This window comes from Helicobacteraceae bacterium (genome assembly GCA_031258155.1).
In the GTDB taxonomy this organism is placed as follows: domain Bacteria; phylum Campylobacterota; class Campylobacteria; order Campylobacterales; family SZUA-545; genus JAIRNH01.
The window spans coordinates 43,960-66,433 of record JAIRNH010000003.1 but is presented as its reverse complement, the minus strand read 5'-3'; the positions used below and the strand labels follow the sequence as shown (position 1 = coordinate 66,433).

Annotated in this window: 21 protein-coding genes, 1 other RNA gene and 1 pseudogene; 8 read left to right on the top strand and 15 right to left on the bottom strand. The window is 50.3% G+C overall.

What is annotated here, in order from left to right:
• The first annotated feature begins 101 nt into the window (after window positions 1–101).
• From petA to LBF86_00710, 3 genes and pseudogenes are all read left to right on the top strand, one after another.
• Window positions 102–614 carry a ubiquinol-cytochrome c reductase iron-sulfur subunit gene (gene petA / locus LBF86_00720; protein MDR0664034.1) on the top strand — a complete coding sequence of 171 codons (513 nt, stop codon included), beginning with the start codon at window positions 102–104 and terminating at the stop codon, window positions 612–614.
• 12 nt (window positions 615–626) lie between these two features.
• Window positions 627–1,850 (top strand): annotated as a pseudogene (locus tag LBF86_00715) (cytochrome bc complex cytochrome b subunit).
• Between the two features lie 110 nt (window positions 1,851–1,960).
• Complete coding sequence (locus tag LBF86_00710) at window positions 1,961–2,998, top strand: c-type cytochrome (protein ID MDR0664033.1); 1,038 nt, start codon at window positions 1,961–1,963, stop codon at window positions 2,996–2,998.
• 27 nt (window positions 2,999–3,025) lie between these two features.
• Here the strand turns inward: LBF86_00710 and LBF86_00705 are convergent, their stop codons facing one another.
• A complete protein-coding gene (locus LBF86_00705) occupies window positions 3,026–3,649 on the bottom strand; it encodes a riboflavin synthase (GenBank protein MDR0664032.1) in 624 nt (207 codons plus the stop codon).
• 120 nt (window positions 3,650–3,769) lie between these two features.
• On the opposite strand from LBF86_00705, the gene rnpB reads away from it, so the two are divergent.
• The 5 genes from rnpB (at window position 3,770) to LBF86_00680 (ending at window position 8,070) form a co-directional block, all read left to right on the top strand.
• Window positions 3,770–4,094, top strand: an RNA gene (gene rnpB / locus LBF86_00700) — RNase P RNA component class A.
• A 51-nt stretch (window positions 4,095–4,145) separates the two neighbouring features.
• Complete coding sequence (locus LBF86_00695; protein ID MDR0664031.1) at window positions 4,146–4,742, top strand: penicillin-binding protein activator LpoB; 597 nt, start codon at window positions 4,146–4,148, stop codon at window positions 4,740–4,742.
• A 3-nt stretch (window positions 4,743–4,745) separates the two neighbouring features.
• Window positions 4,746–5,987, top strand: a complete 1,242-nt coding sequence (locus LBF86_00690; protein ID MDR0664030.1) for a hypothetical protein — start codon at window positions 4,746–4,748, stop codon at window positions 5,985–5,987.
• A 22-nt stretch (window positions 5,988–6,009) separates the two neighbouring features.
• A complete protein-coding gene (locus LBF86_00685) occupies window positions 6,010–6,990 on the top strand; it encodes an LPP20 family lipoprotein (GenBank protein MDR0664029.1) in 981 nt (326 codons plus the stop codon).
• 150 nt (window positions 6,991–7,140) lie between these two features.
• Window positions 7,141–8,070, top strand: coding sequence for a tetratricopeptide repeat protein (locus LBF86_00680; GenBank protein MDR0664028.1), 930 nt, complete (start codon window positions 7,141–7,143; stop codon window positions 8,068–8,070).
• A 303-nt stretch (window positions 8,071–8,373) separates the two neighbouring features.
• Here the strand turns inward: LBF86_00680 and LBF86_00675 are convergent, their stop codons facing one another.
• From LBF86_00675 to LBF86_00610, 14 genes are all read right to left on the bottom strand, one after another.
• Complete coding sequence (locus LBF86_00675; GenBank protein ID MDR0664027.1) at window positions 8,374–9,375, bottom strand: hypothetical protein; 1,002 nt, start codon at window positions 9,373–9,375, stop codon at window positions 8,374–8,376.
• 22 nt (window positions 9,376–9,397) lie between these two features.
• Complete coding sequence (locus LBF86_00670; protein MDR0664026.1) at window positions 9,398–10,543, bottom strand: SPFH domain-containing protein; 1,146 nt, start codon at window positions 10,541–10,543, stop codon at window positions 9,398–9,400.
• A gap of 256 nt (window positions 10,544–10,799) precedes the next feature.
• Complete coding sequence (locus tag LBF86_00665) at window positions 10,800–13,082, bottom strand: DUF87 domain-containing protein (GenBank protein MDR0664025.1); 2,283 nt, start codon at window positions 13,080–13,082, stop codon at window positions 10,800–10,802.
• Window positions 13,083–13,369: 287 nt separating this feature from the next.
• Complete coding sequence (locus LBF86_00660; GenBank protein ID MDR0664024.1) at window positions 13,370–14,458, bottom strand: MBL fold metallo-hydrolase; 1,089 nt, start codon at window positions 14,456–14,458, stop codon at window positions 13,370–13,372.
• 4 nt (window positions 14,459–14,462) lie between these two features.
• A complete protein-coding gene (gene fliY / locus LBF86_00655; protein ID MDR0664023.1) occupies window positions 14,463–15,311 on the bottom strand; it encodes a flagellar motor switch protein FliY in 849 nt (282 codons plus the stop codon).
• A complete protein-coding gene (fliM, locus tag LBF86_00650) occupies window positions 15,311–16,375 on the bottom strand; it encodes a flagellar motor switch protein FliM (protein ID MDR0664022.1) in 1,065 nt (354 codons plus the stop codon). Before fliM ends, fliY begins: the two co-directional genes overlap by 1 nt.
• Entirely contained in the window at window positions 16,376–17,074 is a 699-nt protein-coding gene (locus LBF86_00645) for an RNA polymerase sigma factor FliA (GenBank protein MDR0664021.1), read from the bottom strand.
• The gene (locus tag LBF86_00640; protein ID MDR0664020.1) at window positions 17,071–17,409 is read right to left on the bottom strand and encodes a hypothetical protein; all 339 of its coding nucleotides are present in this window, start codon (window positions 17,407–17,409) and stop codon (window positions 17,071–17,073) included. Before LBF86_00640 ends, LBF86_00645 begins: the two co-directional genes overlap by 4 nt.
• Window positions 17,410–17,423: 14 nt before the next feature.
• Window positions 17,424–18,293: a MinD/ParA family protein gene (locus LBF86_00635; GenBank protein ID MDR0664019.1), complete on the bottom strand. Its 870-nt coding sequence runs from the start codon at window positions 18,291–18,293 to the stop codon at window positions 17,424–17,426.
• Entirely contained in the window at window positions 18,290–19,627 is a 1,338-nt protein-coding gene (gene flhF, locus LBF86_00630; protein ID MDR0664018.1) for a flagellar biosynthesis protein FlhF, read from the bottom strand. Before flhF ends, LBF86_00635 begins: the two co-directional genes overlap by 4 nt.
• On the bottom strand, window positions 19,624–20,109 hold the full coding sequence (gene folK, locus LBF86_00625) for a 2-amino-4-hydroxy-6-hydroxymethyldihydropteridine diphosphokinase (GenBank protein MDR0664017.1): 486 nt from the start codon (window positions 20,107–20,109) through the stop codon (window positions 19,624–19,626). Before folK ends, flhF begins: the two co-directional genes overlap by 4 nt.
• A complete protein-coding gene (locus tag LBF86_00620) occupies window positions 20,106–21,140 on the bottom strand; it encodes a M24 family metallopeptidase (GenBank protein ID MDR0664016.1) in 1,035 nt (344 codons plus the stop codon). Before LBF86_00620 ends, folK begins: the two co-directional genes overlap by 4 nt.
• A gap of 79 nt (window positions 21,141–21,219) precedes the next feature.
• Window positions 21,220–22,017, bottom strand: coding sequence for a bacteriocin family protein (locus tag LBF86_00615; protein MDR0664015.1), 798 nt, complete (start codon window positions 22,015–22,017; stop codon window positions 21,220–21,222).
• Between the two features lie 12 nt (window positions 22,018–22,029).
• A complete protein-coding gene (locus LBF86_00610) occupies window positions 22,030–22,386 on the bottom strand; it encodes a ferritin (protein ID MDR0664014.1) in 357 nt (118 codons plus the stop codon).
• Between the last annotated feature and the right edge of the window lie 88 nt (window positions 22,387–22,474).

The window sequence follows — 22,474 nt, the reverse complement described above, 5'->3', positions numbered from 1 at the left end:
TCTTTTTAGGCAAAGAGGGCTAAAATATGACGTTTTAAGCCGCGTTTAACAATCGCGGTAGTTGTAACCTAAACCCAATATTTCAAAGAAAAGGGGCGAAGATGGAGTATAACTCCAAAAGGCGCGGCTTCATAAAGGGCGCCGGCATGGCGCTTGGCGTAGCCGCGGCGGCGGGGGGCGTAGCCGCTCTCTACGGCATGAAGCGCACATGGGACCCGCTTCCCAACGTAATCGCGGCTGGCACGACCGAGGTGGATATTTCCGCGCTAACGCCGGGCGAGTTGATTAGAGTCGTTTATCGTAAGAAACCGGTTTATATCCTCAAAAAAGGCGATAATATGCCGCTTAACGAAAAACGCGACGTCGTTATTAACGGCGCAGCCTACACGATCGTCGTCGCGCTATGCACTCATCTAGGGTGTATTCCCGCTTGGAATCAAAGCGCGCAGCAGTTCAAGTGCGCCTGCCACGGCGGAGAGTTTGACGTAAGCGGCGTTAATACTTTCGGACCTCCTTCCCGTCCGCTTGATATTCCTCCTTTTAGGATAGACGGCGCGGTAATCGTGCTTGGCGAAGAGGGCGAGGAGTATAAACGACTCGCGTCGTTAGCTTAAAGGAGAGCGAAAATGGCTAATTTCAAAAAAGCAAACGGCATAGGGGAGTGGCTCGATCAACGCCTTTGGGGCAAAGCCTTTATCAAAGTGATGATGACGGAATATTGGATTCCCAAGAAGATCAACTTCTTGTGGAGTTTTGGAATGGTACTTGCCACGCTCTTTACGGTGCTTGTGGTTACGGGCATATTCCTAATGATGTATTACAAGCCCGACGAAGGCATGGCGTTTTACAGCGTCAATTACACCATTATGCAAGAGGTGGCGTTCGGCTGGCTCTTTAGGCATATGCACGCGGTGGCGGCAAGTCTGGTTTTCCTCTTTATCTATATTCACATGTTCACCGGTATCTACTACGGCTCGTTCAAATCGGGGCGCGAGATTATCTGGCTTAGCGGCGTTTTGCTGTTTGTTACCTTTAGCGCGGCGGGCTTTAGCGGCTATATGCTTCCGTGGGGGCAGATGAGTTTCTGGGCGGCGCAGGTTATCACCGGTCTTTTTGGCGAGATTCCGTTTATCGGAAGCGATCTGGTCGTGTGGATACGCGGCGATTACGCGGTGGGGGACGCGACGCTGACGCGCTTCTTTATGCTTCACGTCTTTTTGCTGCCCGTCGTGATTATCGGCGTTATCTGCCTGCATATGTACGCTTTGCGCGCGCCGCACGTCAATAACGAGGATAGCGAAGAGATCGACTTTGAAACGGAGGCGAAAAAATATCTCGCCGGCAACAAGGTTGGCTCTAAAGTAATGCCTTTCTGGCCTAAGTTTATGGCGGAGGATATTTTTGTCGTTTGCGTGGCGTCCGCGCTCTTTTTCTTTCTTGTCTTTTACAGCTACGGATTTGCGATGGACCCGATCAACTTCCTGCCCGCCGATCCGATGAAAACGCCTGAGCATATCTATCCCGAATGGTATTTTCTCTGGTCTTACGAGGTGCTTCGCGGCTTTTTCTTTAGTTCGGGATTAGGCTTTATCGCTTTTAGCGTGGCGAACGCTGTATTTTTCGCGTTGCCGTGGCTCGATCGCGATCCGCTTGTGCTGCCTATGCATAAGCGCCCGCTGATGAAATACTGGTTCTGGTCGTTGATGGTTGTTCTCGTTTTTTTAACGATCTACGGCAAGTTGCCGCCGACGGGAGTTAACGCGTGGATCGGCTTTTTGCTGTCGATCTCGTTTTTGGGGCTAATGCTAGTCGCTCTGCCAATCCTTAGCTCCCGCGAGAGAAAAGCGCGCGAGCTTGGCGAGGGCGTTAAACTCGCGCCAGAGGCGATCAAGCCCGCGCAAGAGGCGACCAAAGAGGGCGCCAAACCCGCTAAAGAAGCGGGCGATAGAAAGGCGGATCAATGAAAAGCCTTAAAATATTAGCCGTTTTGGTAGGTTTTGTGATCGTTACCTATATTGGGATCGAGCCTTACGCGCACCATGTGTTTAATCCTAAGGTAGCCCCCGAAGATTATACGTTTGCCGATCTCTATCCAACGCTGGGCAGGGACGAAGTGGAAGCCGAACGCAATAGGGTCAAAAGCCTGATAGCTAACGCCAATCTCGCCGTAGGCGCGGAAACGTTTAAGAATATGTGCGCGGCGTGTCATAATATGGAAACGACGGGTATTGTAACGCCGGCGATCGATCTGATAAACGCCAACGGATTGCTACCGCCCGATCTGTCCAACGCGACTAGCATTTACGACGAGGTATTTTTGGTCGAGTTGATTAAAGACCCCGCTAACGCGGTATTGATAGCGGGTCATACCGCGCGTCAAAACGCCTTGTTGCCGCAAGACGCGCAAAAGCTGATCGACGCGCATCCCAATATGACGCTCGAAGAGGCGGAGCAGACGGCTAACGAAACGACGCAAAAGGCGATCGCCTCGTTCGACGAAAAGGTTCGCTCCACCTACTTCAAAATGCCGTTTCTAGGTCTTACGGACGACGATGCGGCAAACATTGTCGGCTTTATTAAGTCGCAAGCTAAGCCAATAGAGGAGATCGACGCGAAAAGCGTCGCCGTTAACGCTTGCGCGCGTTGCCACAGCTTTATATACGACAAGGTAGCGTTACAGGCGCAAGAGGGCGAGCTAAAATCCTATCTAGGCGGCGTTTTGCCGCCGGACCTATCGGTGATGATTCGTTCTAAGGGCGAATCCTATCTGCAAACCTTTATCAACGATCCGCAAAAACATCTGCTTGGCACGTCGATGCCCCGCGTCGGTTTAACGCAACAGGCGCAGGCTAAGGCGGTCGAGTATATCGATCAAATCGGCGATCCGAAAAAGGACGAACGCAACCGATTGGGCGTTATCTTTGTGTTGTATTTCATACTCTTGTCGGCGTTGGCTTATATGTGGAAGCACAACGAGTTTGAGGAGATCGGCAAGTAGTCGCGCGCCGCGCCGTTAACGGCGCGGCTAGAAGATCGCCGTTATCAGATCGATCTCGCGTCGCCTATCGCGCGGAAGATCGTTTTTGATCGCGCCGCAGTCCAAAATCCGCGCCGCGTAACGGGCAAAAAGATCGGTCTCTATATTTACGCGCCGATTTACCTTATAGCCGCTAAAAAGCGTATTTTTTAACGTGTGCGGGATAAGCGTCAGCTTAAATGAACTTTCAAAAACGTCGTTGATCGTCAAACTTACGCCGTCGATAGTAATCGAGCCTTTAGGGGCGATCAGGCGCATAGCCTCTTTTGGCGGCGCGATAAAAAAGTTTTGAGCGTCGCCTTGCGTTTCAATCGCTTGAATTGAGCCTATAAAATCGATGTGTCCCTGCGCTATATGCCCCTCGAAACGATCGCCCATAACCATCGCCGGCTCTATATGCGCTTGAAAATTTAGGTTTTCCGTCGCGATCGATTGGCGCGTCTCGTAGGAGAGATCGGCGCTAAAACCTTCTTTGTCTATAGCGACGACGGTTAAACAAGCGCCGTTGACGGCTACGCTATCGCCTATCTTTGGACGGTAAGAGGCTTTTACGCGCAAGCGATTGCCCGTCAACGTCGTTCGCGCAATCTCTCTGATCAAACCTGTAAACACTTACGCTCCTTTATCGCGCCGCGATTTTTCGGATAATTATAGCCCCTCCTTGCAAGCCGCCGTTTTATCCGAGCAAAGACGTTCTCTGTTTGTTTTGGTTGCGGCGCTATAATTCGCTTCGCGGCGCGGCAGGCGACGGCGCGGTAAAACGCGAGGAAAGTCCGGGCTACGGCGGAGCGGGGTTCCGCTTAACGAGCGGCGAGAGCGATCTTAGGGAAAGCGCAACAGAAAACAAACCGCCGCGTTTTACGCGGTAAGGGTGAAACGGCGGAGTAAGAGACCACCAAACCTTTGGCGACAAAGGTTGTAGGCAAGCCCAACCCGTAGCAAGAGGCGTCAGGTTAAAGCTCCGCAAAGCGAACGCCTCGCTTGAGTCGTTTGGCGACAAACGACCTAGAGAAATCGTCGTCCAAGACAGAATCCGGCTTATCGCCGCGCCGCGCGTTTTAGATAGTTTTTTGATTGTATAATTATTAATTCAAAACAAGGGACAAAGATGAAAAAAGTCTTATTGATAGGCGCGGCGATTTTCGCCCTGCTTTTAAGCGGTTGCTCCACGAAAGTTACCCGCGTTGACGTTGGCGAAACGATCGATCTTAGCGGCGATTGGAACGACGCGGATTCGAGAATGACCGGCGAGACGATGATCCGCGATATGCTTAACGCTCCTTGGCTGGCTAGGTTCTACGCCGCTTCTAAGAAAGCGCCCGTTTTGACGGTTGGCGAGATCAAAAATCTTAGCCACGAGCATATCAACACGCAGACGTTTATCAGCGATATTCAGCGCGCTGTGATCAACTCCGGCGAAGCGCGGTTTATCGCCTCAAGAGACGATCGCCTCTCGGCGCGAGACGAGCGCGTGGAACAAGATCAATACGCCAAAGAGGACACCCGCAAAAAAGAGCGCCAAGAGATCGGCGCGGACTTTATCGTGGGCGGCTCGATCAATACGATCATAGACAGCGAAGGTAAAACGGCGGTCAAATACTATCAGGTAGATCTGACGCTCACAAACATAGAATCGCAAGAGATTGTTTGGAACGGGCAGGAAAAAATCAAGAAGCTGGTCGAAAACAAAAGAGTGCGTCCGTAGTCTATGCGAGCCGCGCTATTCGCCGTTATCGCGTTTTGCTTTTTTACCGGTTGCGCTCCGCACTCTAGCGGTTTCGCGCGGGTAGAGAGCAATCTAAAAGCCAACAACGTTGAAGCCGCGTTGCAAGCGCTAGAGAGCAAAACGCCCGCCGATCGCGATAGGGTCGTATTCGAGTTGAACCGCGCGATGATTTTGCAGGATTTAGGTCGTTACGAGGAAAGCTCCGAGTCGTTTGAGACGGCAAAGGAGCTTTTTACCGAATACGACGCGATCAGCGTCAGCGAACAAGCCGCTTCCGCGCTAATAAACGACGGGGCGATCGCTTACGCCGCCGCCGATTTTGAGCGCGTTCTGACAAGTTTTTATTCGGCGATCAACTATCTGCTTAAGGGCGATCTATACGGCGCGCGCGTCGAGATTATGCAAGGCGACGAGAGGCTAAAGACAATCGACGCGGGAGAGTATCAAGACGACGCGGCGCTGAGGTATTTAAGCGGCGCGGTGTTCGAGGCGCTAGGCGAAAATAGCGAGGCGCTTGTATCGTATCGTCAAGCGTATCGCGTATATAAAGAGGGCTATTTCGGCGTCAATCTACCAAATTATCTCAAAAACGATCTATTGCGCCTTTCTAAAAAACTAGGCGCGACGCAGGAATACAATCAATATAAAAGCGAGTTCGGTTTGTCGGGCGATTTTGGCGCGATCAATCGCGATCAAGGAGAGCTTATCGTAATTTTAAGCGGCGGGTTCGCGCCGATCAAACGCGCCTCCGACATAATGGTTGGCTCTTCAATCGGGTTGATTAGCGTTTCGCTTCCGCATTATGAAACGCGACCGTTTTCCGCCCCCGCTTGGTTTTTAGTCGATGATAAACAGGCGATTTTTGAGCCGATCGAAAACGTCGCGGCGATCGCTTTGGAAACGCTTAACGACGATATGCCCGCTATTACGGCGCGCGCCGTCGCTAGGCTCGTAGCCAAAAAGGCGACGGAAGCCGCCGTAGGGGCGGCGGCGGGAGGCAAAAACGACGGCGGAGCCGCTTCGATGGCGAAACTTGTTATGAACCTTTTCAACGTTGCGACCGAAGTGGCGGATACTCGCGGGTGGTATGCTCTGCCTGATTCTATCTATATCGCGCGCGCGCGGCTAGATCGCGGTTGGCGGCGCGTAACGATCGGCGCAAAAGAATATAATATAGAGATCAAAGCGGGAGAGAGGACGTTTCTCGCCCCGCGCTTATACTAGTAATTCCTAAAAGGAGCGGCTTATGCGTTTTGCGGCGTTAATTGTTTTGGCGTTAATAGGGATCGGGGTTATCGCGTGCGCCGACAAAGCGGGATCGACCGCCGCCGCGCCGCCTAAATGGGTAAGCGGCGCTAGCGACTATCCGTCGAGCCGCTATATAACGGGAATTGGCAGCGGAATTACGCGGGATATAGCCGCCGATCGCGCGAGAAACGATCTAGCTAAAACAATCAGCGTCAGCGTCGAGAGCGCGGAGCGCTCAAAAACTTCCAGCGCCTTAAAAGGGGAGTTTGAAAGCGCCTTTTCTAGCGCGGTAAACGTTCGCGTCAGCCAAACTGTCGGCGGCGTGGAGATCGCCGAGCGCTATTACGACGAAACAAATAAGATATATTACGCTTTGGCGGTTTTGGATCGCGCTAAAAACGCTATGAGGCTTGGCGCGGAGCTTTCGCAAAAAGAGCTTGAGGTTGGCGTTTTGCTAAACGAGGCTAACGTCGAAAGCGACCCGCTTAATAAGGTGAAAGCGTTAAGTCTCGCGAATAGATTGTTAAACGAGCGGCGCGAGATCGCCGCGATCTTGGCGGTGATCGACGCCATGCCGCCGTCGGCGTATAAAGGTCAAAGCGATATTCTAGCTAGCAGACGCGCCGCTTTGCGATCCGTAAAGTTCTCGGTGGGCGGCGATTACGAAGGCAAAAAGCTGTTATCAGAAGCGATTAGCGCTATCGGTTTTACGCTTACCGAGCAGGATAAAAGCGATTATCAGGCGATCGGTTATTTCAAAAACGACGTTCGCGCCGAGAACGGCTGGCAGTGGGCGCGCGCCGTTCTTGAAACCGAGATTGTCGATTACGAATACGGAACGACGAGGCGCGCGTTTATCCTAGAGGTCAAAGAGTCGTCGCAAACCGCGCAAACCGCGCAAGCGCGCGCGCTTGAAGCGTTGCGAAACAATCTAGCCGAGAGGTTGCTAGACGCGATTGTTGCGGAGGTTGGCGATTGAGATTCGCCTGTTTCGGCGCGCTTTATTGTTTGGTTAAAAATTGGTCGTTGCGACAAAAAGTAATAACCAAATTAAAGCGTAATTAACCGCTCTTTAATATAATATACATATTACGCTACGAGCGGCGATATATTTTATGATTGGACAAAAATGAGAAAAACTCTGTGTATGTTTTTATTGTTTGGTTTGTCGGCTTTTGGCGCGGCTTCCTTTCTGGAGCGCGGGTTGCTGGCGATAGGCGAGGGCAACTATAGAGCCGCTATTCAGCAGTTCAACAAAGAGATTAAGCAGCATCCCAAAAACGCGCGGGCGTATATAGCCCGCGCCGATGCGTATTACGTGCTGGCTAACTACAAAAACGCGATCGACGATTACACTAAGGCAATCGAACTAAACTCAAGACTCGGCGCTAAGGCTTACGCGAGCCGCGCTAAAGCCCATATCGGCTTAAAAGACTACAACAAAGCTATTTTGGATCTTAACGTCGCGGCGAATTTAGACCCAAGCGCGTCGATCTATTACGATCGCGCCGCCGCTTACTACGCGATCGGCAACTATAAAGCGGCGATAAGCGACTATAGCGCCGGAATCGCGTTAGATCGTAACCCTAGCGCGGCTTACGGCGAACGCGGAAGAGCTTATGTGAAAGCCGGCGATTACGCGAAGGCGATTGACGATTTCTCGCAACTGATCAAAATCGAACCGCAAAACTCGTCGGCGTATAACGGACGCGGAGAGGCTTACGCTCAAGCCGGCGATTACGCGAAGGCGATTTCAGATTACTCCGCGTCTATTAAGTATTCGCCGCAGGAAGCCGTCGCGTATATAAACCGCGCCGCTATATATGAAAAAATGGGCGACGAAAATATGATGATTGCCGACTATGGGCGAGCGATCAGTATGGATCGCGGCAATCTAACCGCCTATGTAAAACGCGGAAACGCCTATCGCGATATGGGTAAGGATAAAGAGGCTATGGACGACGCGCAGAAGGCTTGCGGTTTAGGCGACTGCGCTTTGCTTGAAAGGTTGAAGGCAGACGAGGAAGCGGCGAGCAAAAAAACGTTTTGGTTTTTTTGATTAGCTAGGAAAAAGGGATTTAACGGCGCTAGTTTTGACTAACGCCGCCGCTCAGTTGGGTAAGATTAAAACGCGATCGGAAACCGCGGTTGGACGTCAAGATCGTATTCGCGTTTGCCGCCGTAGTATTCCTATGGACAATCGGGACGCTCGCCCGTCCGCCTCTCCCGTCACTCCCCATATCCCCTGCGCGATCGAGCGCGTTGCGAATAACCATTATTGCTGGCATAACTCGCATTGAAACGCGGCGTTCGGGTCTGCAGTTTGAATGTTTTATCGCGCTTTTAACGATCGCGCGGAGCGTTATACGACGATATGTCCGCGCTTGTCCGCGAGGGCGATTGTCGCCTCGACGCCGGAGTTGAAAGCCAGAAAATCGCTTTCCATGCCGTCGCTAAAGATTACGCCGTTTTCTCCCATAAGAGATTCGATGCGTAGCGGCTTATCCGCCGAAACTTTTCCAAAAACCAGATTTGCGCCCGTCGTCTTGCTTGGAAACGGTTCGCGCACCGAAAAAATAAGCTCTTCGCTCTTCCACTTTCCAATAGCGCTTGAGAGTTCCGAAAAATCGTAGCGCCTATCTTGCGTATTCGACGTATTCGACGCGGCGCCTGTCGCGGGTTCTTTGAGATATTCGTCGATGATAGAAGAAGCGCAAATGCGCAACGCGCCCGCGATAACGCTTTTCATCCAGCCCGTAGAACCTAGCCCCGTGGAGACGATGACGCCGCTTGATGATTGCGACTCTTTGATCTCGCCATGCTTGATTATGTAGCGGGCGGACACATGGGTGCGTTGCCCGATAAAAAGATCGTTAACGGCTAACAACTCCTGTCCGTTTTGGACGCTCGCTTTCGCCATAGTTACCTCTTCCGTCTTTCGTCGCCCCTTTATGACGTCCTCGACGATTTTCGCCGCGTCTTTCGGCGCGAAGGGCAAAAGCACGCCGTCCCAGCGATTTGGATCGGGATTGACGCCTACGATCGGCTGGGCGTTTAGATATTTGATCGTATTCGCCACCAAGCCGTCCTGCCCGATCGCCACCGCAATATCCTCCGGCGCAAAAATAAAATTGGGCAAGTATTTGCGGTCTAATATCTGGAGATTTCCCATCTCCTCCAAACATTGACGCGCCTCCCGCACGGAGGCGTGATATTGGCGATGTTCCGCGTCGTAATCGTCGAAATCCCCGCCTAGAGAATTGATGTAGAACTTCGCTTGGGCGCGGGTGTTGTGTCTTATGAGCGCCTTTTCAAGCCGCGTCTCTCGCGTGATAACGACGATACGGCGATCGTATTTTTTCATAAGCCTATCCGCCCGATCTTGTTTAAGCGGTTTTGGTATCCGAGCCGTCTATAATTGCGTTCAAGAGATCGGGGGTAATGTTGAGATTGCCGATTTTTTCCGCTTGATCGGCGATGCCCTGAAAGGCTTGCGCGAGCAACCGACCGGAATCCAACCCAGCATTCGCCAATATTTTCAGAACTTCCGGCTTGGTGTTCTCGTAAGCCGCGATAACCGCTTTAAGCGCGTAGGCTTTGGCGTCGGCAGCCGCCTTGTCGTTTCGGCTTTTGAGGTCGATAAGAGCTTGGGTTTTTTCTTCCTGCAAAACCTGAAAAGCAAGACGTTCGTCTTGCATTTCCATATCTTTTTTCATTGCTAAATGTTTGGTCTCTAGTTCCTTTTTCATAGCTAAACGTTTGGTTTCTAACTTGCTTTCTTGAATCTCGCGGTTTTTGTTTTCTACGGCGATTTCGGTGTTGAGTTCGCTCTCGCGGATAGTGCGCTCCTGCTCTACGGCGTAATTGCGCCGCTGAAAAATGGCTTGATCGGATTCTTGCAAAATGCTTTCGCGCGTTTCGGCTTCCAGCGCTTTGGCGGTTTCGGGGGCAGGGCGGACGGCGGCGACGGAAAGCCCCAGTATTTCCACGCCCAGCGCTTTAACCATATCGTGTTCCGAAAGCGCCTGACGCGCTTTGTCGGCTATGTCGTCCGAGGCTACTATGGCTTTCTTCAATTCAAGGTCCTTGATCGCGCCTTTGATCGCGACCAGCGCTAGATTGACAAGTCGCTCGGGCAATTTCTGAGGGTCGTCGGATTGATAGTTTAGTCCGGAGCGTTCGATGTCTATGGAGTAATTGAGCATTTTCGCCGCTTGCGCGGGGTTGGAAATGCGATAGGTAATCTGCCCTTGTATCGTGATCTCTTGAAAATCGGCGGAGGTATCCGAAAGCATAAAAGGCGCGTCCTCGCTACTGATAGGCACCGCGACGAGCGAGGTCGATGGAGCGAAATAGAAAAACGCCAGTCCCGCTCCCTCCGAAACGATCTTTTTGCCTTTATAGCGAAAGACGTAACGATTTGGCGCGAATTTCGCAAAACGCACGAAATTGCGGATCAACGCCTTAATAAACCAAAGCGCCAGCAAACCGCCGATTAGCGCCGCCGCCGTTTTCCATATTACCTCTACCATCGTTCTTTCCTCTCGTCAAAAATAAGTGTCGCAAAGTCTGCCATTGTAGCGCCAACGCAATAAAAAGAGCTAACAGGCGCGGAGAGAGGAGGGCGTTAAATTAAAAAGTTAAGGAAGCGCGTTTTCGGTTTTTTGCCCAAAATACCGTATTTGTAAATTGACTTCCTTATCGAAAACGCAGATCATCTTGAATATTCTAGATTGGTTAACATAATAGTTATTCTCTTGAATTTTCAAGAGAGCGCTCGCCCCAGCTTTATTTCTCTTTCCATAGCACAAACAAATCCTCGTCGTATATATCAGTATTTTTAGGATATAACGCAATCTCTTCAAAATCTACTTTTGATATGTCGTACTTCTCTTTCAACTCTTGAATTTTTATCTCTAATTCGTTTGACGCGTTATTCGTTTCTCGCTCAAGCTCGAAAAGCTCTCGCTCTACCAATCTAACGTCATTCTGCTCTTTGATCGTTTTGCCAGCGCTTTTAATACCGCTTGCCGCTTTAGCGACGCTTCCCAACTTGCCCTTTGAAAACAGCGCGCTCAAAATACCGCCGCCAATCGATACGACGGTATCCAGCGTTTTGTTGCGCGCGTCGGCTTTTTCTTTATCGAGTTTTAGCGCCAAGCGCGATCGCCGATCCTCAAGCGTTTTTCGCTTCTTCTCGTAGATCGATTTAAGCCCTTTACTTTCTTGTTCAAACAATTCGTCCAGTTTCCGCTTAATTCTCCACCTAAACTCGTCTTCGTTTTCTTCTTGGCGCGCTTCCATTTTCAGCGCCGGCGCGCTTAAAACGCAAAGTTTTTTCGCGCGTCCAGTATATGCGATAGCCTCTTTTTTAAGCGCGTTCAATCTTTTTTGATCGTCGATGAAAACGGATATTTTGTCAAAGCTACTATTTTTGCGCGCGACGGCTTCAAGCGGCGCCGGCGCTTCCATTAAGCGCCACTCTGTTTGTTCGCCCTTAGCAAACGCCGTTTCCGCCCAAACTGCCGTCTTAAGATCGATAGATAGTTTTGCGTTAATAAATATAGCTTTCGCGCTACAAACCAAATACGGGGTTAAACGATAAGAGTCGCTTTCGGTTTTATAATAAAAACGTTGTTCCATATACGGTATAAGCGGCGTATCAACTTTGTTAACAAGCGGCGTTTTATTTTTCGATAGATTACTTTGCGTAAGCGATTTTATCTGATCTCGCGAAAGCGGACCTTTAAGATACGACAGCGTCCATCGGGTTTGAAATACTACAAGTCCGTCTTGATTGACGTTTTTTAATAAAAAATTACGCTTTTTCAAGCCAGAAATAGCTGCGCCGAGCTCACTTTTATTAACTGTCGCGCCATTTAAACCTATCAAACCGTCCAATACGCGATCTTTGTCTTGCGCCGTTTGCAACCTGCCTATAAACCAGGCGCCTATATTCGATAGCCCCTTATAATCGAGATCGACAGGATTTTGCGTAGCGAGAATTACGCCTAGCCCAAACGCGCGAGCCTGTTTTAGCAGGGTTAGCATAGGCGTTTTTGAGGGCGGATTTCCGTTCGGCGGGAAGAAACCGAAAATTTCGTCCATATATAATATAGCGCGAAGCGACGGCGATCCCTCTTGTAATCTCATCCAAGCGACGATATTGTTAAGCAATACGGTTACAAAAAACATGCGTTCGCTATCGTTTAGATGAGCGATATTAAATATCGAAACGCGCGCCTTTCTTTCTTCGGTAAATAACAATCGATCAATATCTATATCCTCGCCCTCAAGCCATGTCGAAAAAGATATATTAGCGACAATCGCGTTTAGCTTCATTGCCGTCTCCATTCGCTTATCTTTAGGCATAAACGCTTCCGTAGAGAATACCCCTACTTTTTCAAAAGGCGGATTGATGATCGCCGCTATTAACGCCTCCATTTCACAATCTTGAGCGCGCTTATAAAAATGAGCGATAATAGTAGATACAAGAATATGCTCTTTACTGGATAACGGATCAGAGTTTATGCCTATCAGATTTAGAATACTCGCCGTCGAAGAGGCGATCATAGAGTTTAGCGCGTCGGTATCGTTCGCCAGCTCCGACGAGGGCGCTTTAAGACCGCTTAATATATTGATCCGTCTGCCGTGCGACGCGCCCGGAGTATAAATAGAAAACTCCGCGCCGTTTTTCAGCGCCTTGATCCGCGAAACGTCTTGTCCCCACTCTTTCAAGCCGTCCGCCCACAGTTTTGCCTCGCTTTTTGCAGCCTCCTCTACGCTTTGATTCTTGCTCGCCGCTTCGGAGGGATCGATCCACGGCAAAAAATCTTCGGCGGCAAGATGCGGAAATGTCAGCAACAAATTGCCCATATCGCCTTTTGGATCGATAACAATAGCGGGTATAGCGTCTAGCGCCGCCTCCTCGATTAAGCCGATACCCAAGCCCGTTTTGCCGCTACCCGTCATTCCTATGATAAGCGCGTGCGTCGTTAAGTCCTTGCTTTTATAGAGCGTATCCGCGCCGCCCTCTCTTCCTAGATAAAACAGCTTATTTGACTCTTGCATCGCCGCCTCCGCCGCAGTGTTAAGCGTTGCCGTATTGTAGCGCGTCGAATAAAAAACTAGATCGCCCTACTCTATTTTCTATCTGTTTTGCTCGGTTTATCGCGCTTGATCGCCGCGTTTGGCGGCGGCTTTGAAGATGAGAATATGAATTTCCCGTATAAAACGCAACCTTTACAGCCAGGATCGCACTGTTTTTTTAATAATACGCACCGATCAGAACTATAATACCGACAAGAAAACGACAAGTTTTATCCTTTCAGCGCCAATTCGCCTCGATAACCGCGATCTTACTCGATTATAAAATATTCGCCTACCCTCATGACTTTTACTCGTTTAGACAACGCTTCGTCGTCTTTAACGCGAGAGGTAATATCGTGGAGCGGATACAGAGTGTGTTCGTCGCCAAGCCGTATAACGCCTAAGTGCATAGGTATCGCCACTTTCGCGTTAAGCTCTTTTGCCGCGAGAAAAAATTCATTTACATTAAGGTGTTGATAGTGCATAAACCATCTTGGCTCGTAAGCGCCTACGCCGATCAAAGCGTAGTCGATCAAATAGCACCTTCCAAACTCTTCAAAACCTCTAAAATATCCGGAATCGCCCGAAAAATATATCGTTTTGCTTCCCTCGATTAAAAACCCGCCCCAAAGCGTAGAGTCAACGCCCTGCCCCGCTCTTAACGACCAATGTTGCGCGGGTAAAAAAGTATATGTAACCTTGTCGATCGTTACGCTTTGAAACCAATCTAATTCGTATATCTTTTTGGCGCCTAAATCTTGGAAATAGCCGCCCATATTAAGACCCGCGATAAATACCGCCTTTTTTTTGATCAGCGCGTTTATGGTTTGCGTATCTAAATGATCGTAGTGATTGTGGCTTATTAAAACGACGGGATTTTGCGGGACTTTGTCGAAATTAAACGGTATTTTTACCTCTTTAAGCGCTAATCCGGCGCGATCGGAAAGCAAAGGGTCTAAAAAAATAGTCGCGCCGTCGAGCTTAATTATAAACGAGGCGTGTCCGACAAAAGAGATAGAGTTTGCGCTATCAGAAAGGTATTCGTAGCTATTTTCAATATGCCGATAATTTTCTATCGGAAAATCCGGAGTTTTATAGCTTTTCGCGAAAATTTTGCGAACGGCTAAAGTAAAAAGCGAAGGTCTAGCGAGCCAAGGATTAAAAAACTTGCCGTTTTCGTCCGCATGATCGGCGTAAAGCAGAGAAATATCGTAAGATTTTGTCTGTCTTAGCCACGTTTGCTCGTCAAATTCGGGCTGTGTCGCACGCCCTGCCAGTATAATCATTACCGCGAGCGCTCCCGCCGCTATAAATTTGAGACGCTTTCGTCCGCCGATTAAGCGCGAAAGGCGGCTCATAAAATCAGCTTTTGAGCTGCTCTAAACGCTCGCGCTTTGTGCCTATAGCGGTGATCTGCACGCCAAAGTTTCCATCGACGATCACCACCTCGCCTTCCGCGATTTTTTTACTGTCCACTAAAATATCCAACGGTTCGTTGGCAAGCTGATCAAGCTCTACGATCGAGCCTATATCCATATTGATCACGTCGCGCAAAAGCATCTGTTTTTTGCCTATGCGCACGCGCACGACCAAATGCACGTCCATTAGCAACTGAATGTTTTTATTCTCTTCGGGCGTAAGAGCCAAATGCTCGCGTTGAGAAGCGCTCGCGGAGCGCGGGGCGATAGCTTGCGGCGCGGCGGTTTTGTTTAGCGCCGCCGCGACGGCTTGATCGATCGCGAACATCATTACGCTTTCGATCGCGCCGATCGAGAAACTAAACGTATACATTTTGGCAAATTGACCCAACTCGGCTAAGCCGCCCGAATCAATAAACTTCGCTTCGCCGGTTTTGATAGTAAATTTCGCGATCTCGTTTTGCGCGGCAAGCGAGCTTGAGAGCGCTCCAAAAATCTGCGAAACAATCTCTTTCGTAGCGTCGAGATCGTCGTTTTCCATAGTTTCTTTGCTTTCGCCGGAGCCGCCAACCATCATATCCGCCAGCGCGGTAGCAAGTTGCGGCGGCATAATCGCGCGCCCAGCGCCGAACGACGCTCCAGAAAATTCCAAATCGATCGTCGCCGCCGGAAGAGCGACGACGGAATCGGCGCTAAGCGCGCTTTCCTCCTTTAGGCTAACCGTTGGCGTAGAGCCAAGCAAGCCGCTTACCGTAGCGATCGTCTCTTTTTGCAGTAGTTCGATAAAATTCATTACGCTTCGCCTTTGAACGCTTGTATTTTCTTGTGCCGTTCTTCTTCAAGACGGGTCAAAACCTCTTTCACGTCGTCGTGTTCCGTGCGTATAACCTCTTCAACTTTGACGGTTTTGCGAAATCTGCTCAATCCGAGTTTGGCGACAAACTTATCCTCGCCGTCCACGCACAGCACCGCCGTGTCGTCCGCCGGACGGTTTAAAATTAAAATATCGCCCCTTTGCAGTTCAAACAGCTCGCGTAATGTTAGCTTAGCGTCGCCTATAATCGCCTCCAAACCGACGCGCGCGCCGCCGAGCAACGTCTTAAGCTCCCTATTGCGCGATTTTCTCGAACTCGTGTCGCTGATCATAATATCTCGCGCCGCGAGTTTGGGCAAGATCGGTTCCAGAGCGATCACGGGATAGCACACGTTCATCATTCCGCTGGTATGCCCGATAATAATCTCCATCACCACCATCACTACAATCTCGTTTTGCGCCACGATCTGTATCACGTTTGGGCTAGATTCTTTGGCTTCAACCAGCGGATAGAGATCGGTTACGGGCGCCCACGCGTCCTTTAGGTTTTGCATGATAACGCGCAAAATGGTGTCTAAAAGGTTTAATTCTATATCGGTAAAGTCGCGGTTCGCGTCGTATGCCTCGCCTTTGCCGCCAAGCAACCGATCGACCATAGGAAAAGCGATCGCAGAGTTAATCTCCAAAACGCCGCTGCCCTCCAAAGGTTTCATGGAAAAGACGTTGAAACTGGTAGGAGAAGGCAGGCTCATCAAAAACTCGCCGTAGGTCATCTGATCGACCGAGTGCAGTTGAATCTCCACGATCGAGCGCATTACCGACGAAATTTGCGAAGATAAAGAGCGCACCATTTTATCGTGGATCGATCTAAAGGCGCGAAGCTGCTCTTTGCTAACGCGGTTTGGGCGCTTGAAATCATAAAGCGTAACCTGACGCTGCTCGACTCTTTTTTCTTTCGTGAGCAACCGATCCGGCGTGGTTTCGTCCTCGTCGACAGCCTCCAATAACGCGTCAATCTCTTCTTGACTTAGAATATCAGCCACTTACGTAACCCTTTCGCGAATTTTGCGCGTAACGTTTTTGATAATCTGCGAGATGCGCGATTCGGTTATATTCAAAACGTCGCTAATCTCTTTTAGATTTAGTTCGTCGTAAAAATATAGCTGGATAATCATCTGTTCGCGATCGTTCATTTGCGATAAAACAAACGTGATCTGCTCGATCGCCTCGTCCCTTAACACCTTTTTTTCCACGTCTTCCGCGCCAAACAGTTGTAGCTGCTCGTCAAGCGGCATTAGCGCCCCCACCTCTCCCGCGTCGCGCGCCTTTTGAATTTTCGATATATCCTCGTTCAAAGTTTGCGATAGGTATTCGTCGCTTGGCTCCTCGTCGTGTTCTCCAAAATACGCGACGATGATCTTTTCCACGTCTTTGATCAGTTTGCGATCGCCGCGGCTTAGCGTATCTAGGCTTCTTAGAAAATCCAGCATCGCGCCGTGAACGCGCTTTTTGGCGTAGCCCCAGAAGCTATCGTTTATCTCCGCGTCGTAGCGACGGGCGAGTTTAATTAACTCTTCGGCTCCGATCGATATTAAATCGCCCGCGTCAACGCTCGCCGGCAACCGTTCTTTCAGCCTATGCGCCATCGCTTTTACGGCGGGTAGATACCGCACGGCGAGATCGTTTAACGCCTCTTTATGCTGCGCGGCGTAAACGTCTATCGCGCCTTGACGGGGGATCATACGGGCTCCTCGTTTCTAACGGCGTTAGTTTCCTTTTCAAGCGCTCTGATAAAGCCGATGGAATCGCGGATATATATCTCTCGTTTCTCGATTTGCGAACGAGCTTTGTCAAGTTGAGTTTCGTAGTATTCGGAGCCTAATTTATAGGCGATTTTTATGTCGGCATAGCGGACAAAAAACGCGCTCGCGCCAAGACCTATCATATAAAAAATAAAGGTGATCGCCACGCAAACGCATACCAGCAAAAACGGCTCAAAATCGGCTAACAACGCGAAGATAAGCCCTATAAAAAAGCCGCTTACCGTAAGAAAAAAGATGAAGTTATCCGCTCGCATCGCCATTTGCTCTTTCAAAACTGATCGAGTAGCCGTTTGAAAAATCTGCTAAAACCGCTTCCCTCCTTCACGTCAAGCACGCCGCGTTCCATAAGCCGCAACAGCCTGTCTAATATCTCGTCTAATCGAGAACTAGACCTGCCGCCGACGATCGCCTTTGAAAAGAGGTATCGCCCGCGAACGCTTTTGGCTATGTCGTTATCGCGCGGTAATACTCCTAATAACCGCAATTCGACGTTGGGGAGATTTTTCGACGCGACTTTACTAATCTTGTCAAAAACCAACTCCCCTTCGCGATCGCTTTGCGTTTGATTTATGATTATCAACAGACGCCCGCGCGAAGCCGACAAAACTTTTAGCATAGCGTACGCGTCGGTGATCGCGGCGGGATCGGGCGTGGTAACGATTATGGTTTCAGTGGCGGCGTTAAGAAAGGTTTGGACGCTTTCGCCAATACCCGCTCCGGTATCCACGACGAGATAATCCAAAAAGTCTAGCTTTTTAATTTCCTCGTAGAATCTCTCCAGCGCGTATTGCCCGCCGAACTTAAGTATATCGCCGCCGCTTTCGCCCGGAATTAGATAGAGCGTCTCGTCAAGCCGCATCAAAATATCTTCCACGCCGCACTCGCCGCGCATAAGGTTTAAAATTGTTTTTTCTGGCTTAACGCCTAACATCACGTCTAGGTTGGCAAGCCCTATATCCGCGTCAAACAGCCCGACCTGATAGCCTTTTTGCGCCAGAAGCCAGCCAACGTTGGCGCTGATCGTCGTTTTGCCCACGCCGCCTTTGCCGCTTGTTATCGCGATAAATTTTGTGATCGCGTTTTTATCGACGTTTTGCGAGCCTACAAGCTCGGCGAGTTTATGCGCTTGATTGGTCATATCGCGACCGCTTGCGGTTTATTAAAGCCGTCAAACAGGCAGGAGATAAAATAATCTCCGTTTGCGGCGATCAGATCGTCGGGAACCTCTTGACCGACCGAAAGATACGAAAGCGGTTTTTGGCGCTCGTAAGTAAAGCTGAAAAACGATCCTAACGAGCTTGTTTCATCAAATTTCGTGGCGATAATCGTGTCGACCCCAAGCGAACTGTAGTTTTTATAAATATCGCGCAGATCGTCTAGCTTGCTTGTAACGGACATAACCAGCGAAACGTCTATCTTCGTCTGTTTTTCCGCGTCGAGACACTGCTGAATATACGCGATCTTTTCGCGATCGCGCTGACTTGATCCCGCCGTGTCGATCAGAATAATATCGCAATGCCTTAGCGACGAAAGCGCCGCGCCAAAATCGATTGGATCGCGCACCGTTTCTATGCCAAGCCGCATCATTTTGGCGTAATAGCTTAACTGCTCCACCGCGCCTATACGGTAGGTATCCACAGTTATAATCCCCACTTTGTATTGCTCCGCCGACTTATGCGCGTAACGCGCCGCGAGTTTGGCTAAGCTGGTAGTTTTGCCTACGCCTGTCGGACCGACTAGCATCATCACTTTTTTATTGGGGCGGCTTAATCTGCTTTCAACCCTTATTGGAATCATCTTGCGTAGCAACATCTTGAAATATCGGCGCACCGTTTCGCCGCTTTGGCGCATATATAACGGCATCTCTTTGAGCGTTTGACGCATAATCGCGTCGAAATGCTCGGCGCTCATACCGCTCTGGCGGCTTACGCGGTAGATTTCGGCGAATTCGGGGGGAATGAGACTTTTCGGATCGACGACGCTGCTCCAAATCGCGTTCTGTATTAGCTCCACGCGATCGGCGAGCTTGGCTATCTCTTTGTTTATCATTTTCAAATCGGCGGCTTGCTCTTTGACGAGAGAAGGATCGATCGCCGTCTTGGTTGGCTCGTATGCGGTCGTTTTTGGCGTTTCGGTCGCGGCGGCTGGTTTCGGCTTCTTGGGCTCGTCGGCTAACCCCGCCATCTTCATGATTTTTTCGATCTCTTTCGCCGCGCTCGATATTTCCACCAAAACGTCGTCGTTTTTATCGCTACCATTATTGGTCGGCTTTGCGCTCGCGCTTTTCGATTTAACTTTCGCGGCGGCGACGGCGTCCTCTATGCCGACGACGATCTCGTAAATCGCGCTCTGCCCCAACGTTTTTTTGCGGATCTCTTTACTGCTTACGACAAGCGCTTCCTCGCCCCAGTCGGTTTCGATCTGCTTGAGAGCTTCGGAGGGCGTTTCGCCCGTATAGGTGATGAGCTTCATTTAGTTCCTTGCAAATGCAACATCGGCGTTACCGCGCTCGCTCGCTCGCGCCACTTCGGGTGCGGCAATAGCAATTTAGGATTATAGCTTCGTTTGGTTTCAAAGAAAATTATATCCAGATCAAGCGTTCGCGGCGCGTTCTTGTACGGACGGGTTCTACCAAAGCGCGCCTCCACGCGGCGCAACCGTTCCAATAAAGCAAAAGCGGATAAATTAGTCCTGATCACGATCGCCGCGTTAAGGTAGAGCGGCGCGTCTTTAGCGGCAAAATCCGGATTCAACAGCAGAGGCGAGGTTTTGACTATATCGATTGCGCCGTCGTTTAGCAGGCGCGCGAACACGCGATCAAACGTCCTTTTAACGTCGCCAATGTTGCCCCCAATCCCAAGCAACGCCTGAAAGCGTTTAGCCGATCTGATCGTTTTAGACGGATAGCGCGCCCTCCAAATAATCGCGTTTCGCGAGTCCAGATCGCGCCTCATAACACTCTCGCGCCGCCCTTTTCAAGCGCGACTATATCCTCTATCCTGACGCCAAACTCGCCGGCAATATAAATGCCCGGCTCGATCGTAAATATCATTCCTTCCTTTAACGTCGTCTCGCTACGCTTGTTGATAAAAGGCTCTTCGTGAATATCCAATCCAACGCCGTGTCCAAGCGAATGCTTAAACGCTTCGCCGTAGCCGCCGCTTGCTATAACTTCGCGCGCTACGCGATCAAGCTCGCTAGCTTTCATGCCAATCCTAGCCGCCGCGATCGCCTTATCATGCGCCTTTAAAACCAGATCGTATATCGCTTGTTTTTTAGGATCGCCAAAGCGCTGATCCATCTTAAAACTAACGCCGTTTTTGTCAAAAACCGCCGTTCGCGTTCGATCGGAGCAGTAGCGGCGGTATTTTGTCCCCGCGTCGAATAAAATCGCCGATCCGCTTTTAAGTTTGTCGTTGGTCGGCAAGGCGTGCGGCTTCGCCGCGTTAGCGTCGATTGCGAATATAGGCTCGAAGCTAAGATCGCGCGCGCCGCTATCGCTTAAAAACCGCTTCGCCTCAAACCAAAGCTCTTTTTCGCTTTTACCGCCGCCGCTCTTAGCTATAAAGTTGGCGAAGCGGTCGAACGCCTCTTGATTTTCTTTAACGGCGTTTTCGATTAGCGCGATTTCTGAAGCGCTTTTTACCGCGCGAAGTTTTTGATGAAAATTAACCTTTTCACAAAAGACGAAATTGGGTAGTTTTTTTCTCAGCGCATCGCACTCTTTGGCGCTCCATTCGCTTGGATCGACCACAAACCGCTTTTCGCCGCTCAAACGCAACAGTTTTCTGGCGTCGGCTATTAGATCGTCGCTTTCGATAACCTTCGTTTCTTTGGCGTTTTCGCGCGCCTCCGTCGTATAACGCCCGTCCGTTATAAAATACTTTTCGTCTCCAAACGTTAAAACAATCGCGTTGTCGCAACTAAAATTGGTTTCATAAAACTGCGCGCTTTCGCTTTTAATAATACGCGCCGACTTAATCATATCTTCCGCTTTAATCCGCCAAATCGCGCGCTAGGTTCGCATAAACGCGACGCGATCGGGCGGTTTGCCGTCGGTCGGATTATTGCCACTGCAACGCGACGGCGGCTTCCGGCGTATTAACGCGGAATGAAAGCGTTTCAAAGAAAAACAGCTCCGCGCCTTGCGCGTTCTCTTTTTCAAAGCCGAGAGAAATATCAACGCCGCCTAAAATCTCGTAATCGCCGCCGCGCAGACTGATTACAAGCGCGCCGCTTTTGATAGCCGTAGAGCCTAGCGCCTTGCCGCCGTCTAGCAGTTCGCTCAACCTCTTTGTCAGCGGATAGCCGTCGCCTATGGAGAATAGTTTGCCGTAGTATTGTTGCTGAACGACAAGCGCGTAAGGACCCTCTACGCCTTCGTCTCTTAACGCTCTGATCGCTTCGGCTACGGCGGGCAGTATATCGTCGCCCTGCGCTTTGACGGGTTTTTGCGTTAAAGAGGGCAAAATGCCCGCTATCCCCTCTTTTTTAAAGCCGTCGAAAACGATTGCGTTTTCCGCGTCGCTAAAAGCGCGGGCGGCTTCCGCGATCGCGCTATTGTCAAACGCTTTTGCGCCGCGCTCGATAAGATCAATGTCTTCGCGCTTTAACGTAAAACTCGTTTTAAGCTCCAATGCCTTCAAAACTTCGCGCGCGCCGATCGAAACGCCGCCTAGCTTCTCTTTTAATTCCGTCGCCCTACCCGTCCCTACGGCGGCAAACTCCAAACCCTTCGCGCCTTCGTAATCGGCTATCTTGCGGCTTGTCAAACGGCGGCTGAAAACCTTCTTAGCCTCGTCCTCTAGCGCCTCCCACACATTGTCGCCAAACGGCGCCAATCCTCTTTTCAAGATACTCATATCGCCCTCCCCTCACTTCAAAGAACCGACGCCGAGCGAACCGCTAGACGACTTCGTTTTCTCGCCCGAAGCGCCGCCGCTGAACGCCGCTTCCGCTTCGGTAATCGCGCCTTCGCTGAACAAAAATCCGCGCAAAGCCTCGTCGAAAACCTTGTGTTTTCGTCTAAGCCACTCGACGTTCATGGCGAAATGCTCGATCTCCTCGTCGCGGTTATGCTCGAAAATCGCTTTCGCCTCGCCGTCGCTCGTAACCGCCGCGCGTTGATGATACCAATCGACCGCCTCTAACTCCTCGATCGCGCTGGATAAAACGCGGTGAAAATCTTTAACGTCGTTTGGCAGGTTTTCCTCTTGATAAGCGCTTGCCATAATAGCCGCCTCCTTTTTCAAATATAGATGGCTAAAAGGTATCAAAAAATAGCTTGAAAATGCGGCTAGAAGGAGCAAACGCGCCCGA

Bases quoted from the DNA above. Each gene is read 5' to 3' on its own strand.
- petA (MDR0664034.1), top strand. From the start codon at position 102: ATGGAGTATAACTCCAAAAGGCGCGGCTTCATAAAGGGCGCCGGCATG.
- LBF86_00710 (MDR0664033.1), top strand. From the start codon at position 1,961: ATGAAAAGCCTTAAAATATTAGCCGTTTTGGTAGGTTTTGTGATCGTT.
- LBF86_00695 (MDR0664031.1), top strand. From the start codon at position 4,146: ATGAAAAAAGTCTTATTGATAGGCGCGGCGATTTTCGCCCTGCTTTTA.
- LBF86_00690 (MDR0664030.1), top strand. From the start codon at position 4,746: ATGCGAGCCGCGCTATTCGCCGTTATCGCGTTTTGCTTTTTTACCGGT.
- LBF86_00685 (MDR0664029.1), top strand. From the start codon at position 6,010: ATGCGTTTTGCGGCGTTAATTGTTTTGGCGTTAATAGGGATCGGGGTT.
- LBF86_00680 (MDR0664028.1), top strand. From the start codon at position 7,141: ATGAGAAAAACTCTGTGTATGTTTTTATTGTTTGGTTTGTCGGCTTTT.
- LBF86_00675 (MDR0664027.1), bottom strand. From the start codon at position 9,375: ATGAAAAAATACGATCGCCGTATCGTCGTTATCACGCGAGAGACGCGG.
- LBF86_00670 (MDR0664026.1), bottom strand. From the start codon at position 10,543: ATGGTAGAGGTAATATGGAAAACGGCGGCGGCGCTAATCGGCGGTTTG.
- LBF86_00665 (MDR0664025.1), bottom strand. From the start codon at position 13,082: ATGCAAGAGTCAAATAAGCTGTTTTATCTAGGAAGAGAGGGCGGCGCG.
- LBF86_00660 (MDR0664024.1), bottom strand. From the start codon at position 14,458: ATGAGCCGCCTTTCGCGCTTAATCGGCGGACGAAAGCGTCTCAAATTT.
- fliY (MDR0664023.1), bottom strand. From the start codon at position 15,311: ATGAATTTTATCGAACTACTGCAAAAAGAGACGATCGCTACGGTAAGC.
- LBF86_00645 (MDR0664021.1), bottom strand. From the start codon at position 17,074: ATGATCCCCCGTCAAGGCGCGATAGACGTTTACGCCGCGCAGCATAAA.
- LBF86_00640 (MDR0664020.1), bottom strand. From the start codon at position 17,409: ATGCGAGCGGATAACTTCATCTTTTTTCTTACGGTAAGCGGCTTTTTT.
- LBF86_00635 (MDR0664019.1), bottom strand. From the start codon at position 18,293: ATGACCAATCAAGCGCATAAACTCGCCGAGCTTGTAGGCTCGCAAAAC.
- flhF (MDR0664018.1), bottom strand. From the start codon at position 19,627: ATGAAGCTCATCACCTATACGGGCGAAACGCCCTCCGAAGCTCTCAAG.
- folK (MDR0664017.1), bottom strand. From the start codon at position 20,109: ATGAGGCGCGATCTGGACTCGCGAAACGCGATTATTTGGAGGGCGCGC.
- LBF86_00620 (MDR0664016.1), bottom strand. From the start codon at position 21,140: ATGATTAAGTCGGCGCGTATTATTAAAAGCGAAAGCGCGCAGTTTTAT.
- LBF86_00615 (MDR0664015.1), bottom strand. From the start codon at position 22,017: ATGAGTATCTTGAAAAGAGGATTGGCGCCGTTTGGCGACAATGTGTGG.
- LBF86_00610 (MDR0664014.1), bottom strand. From the start codon at position 22,386: ATGGCAAGCGCTTATCAAGAGGAAAACCTGCCAAACGACGTTAAAGAT.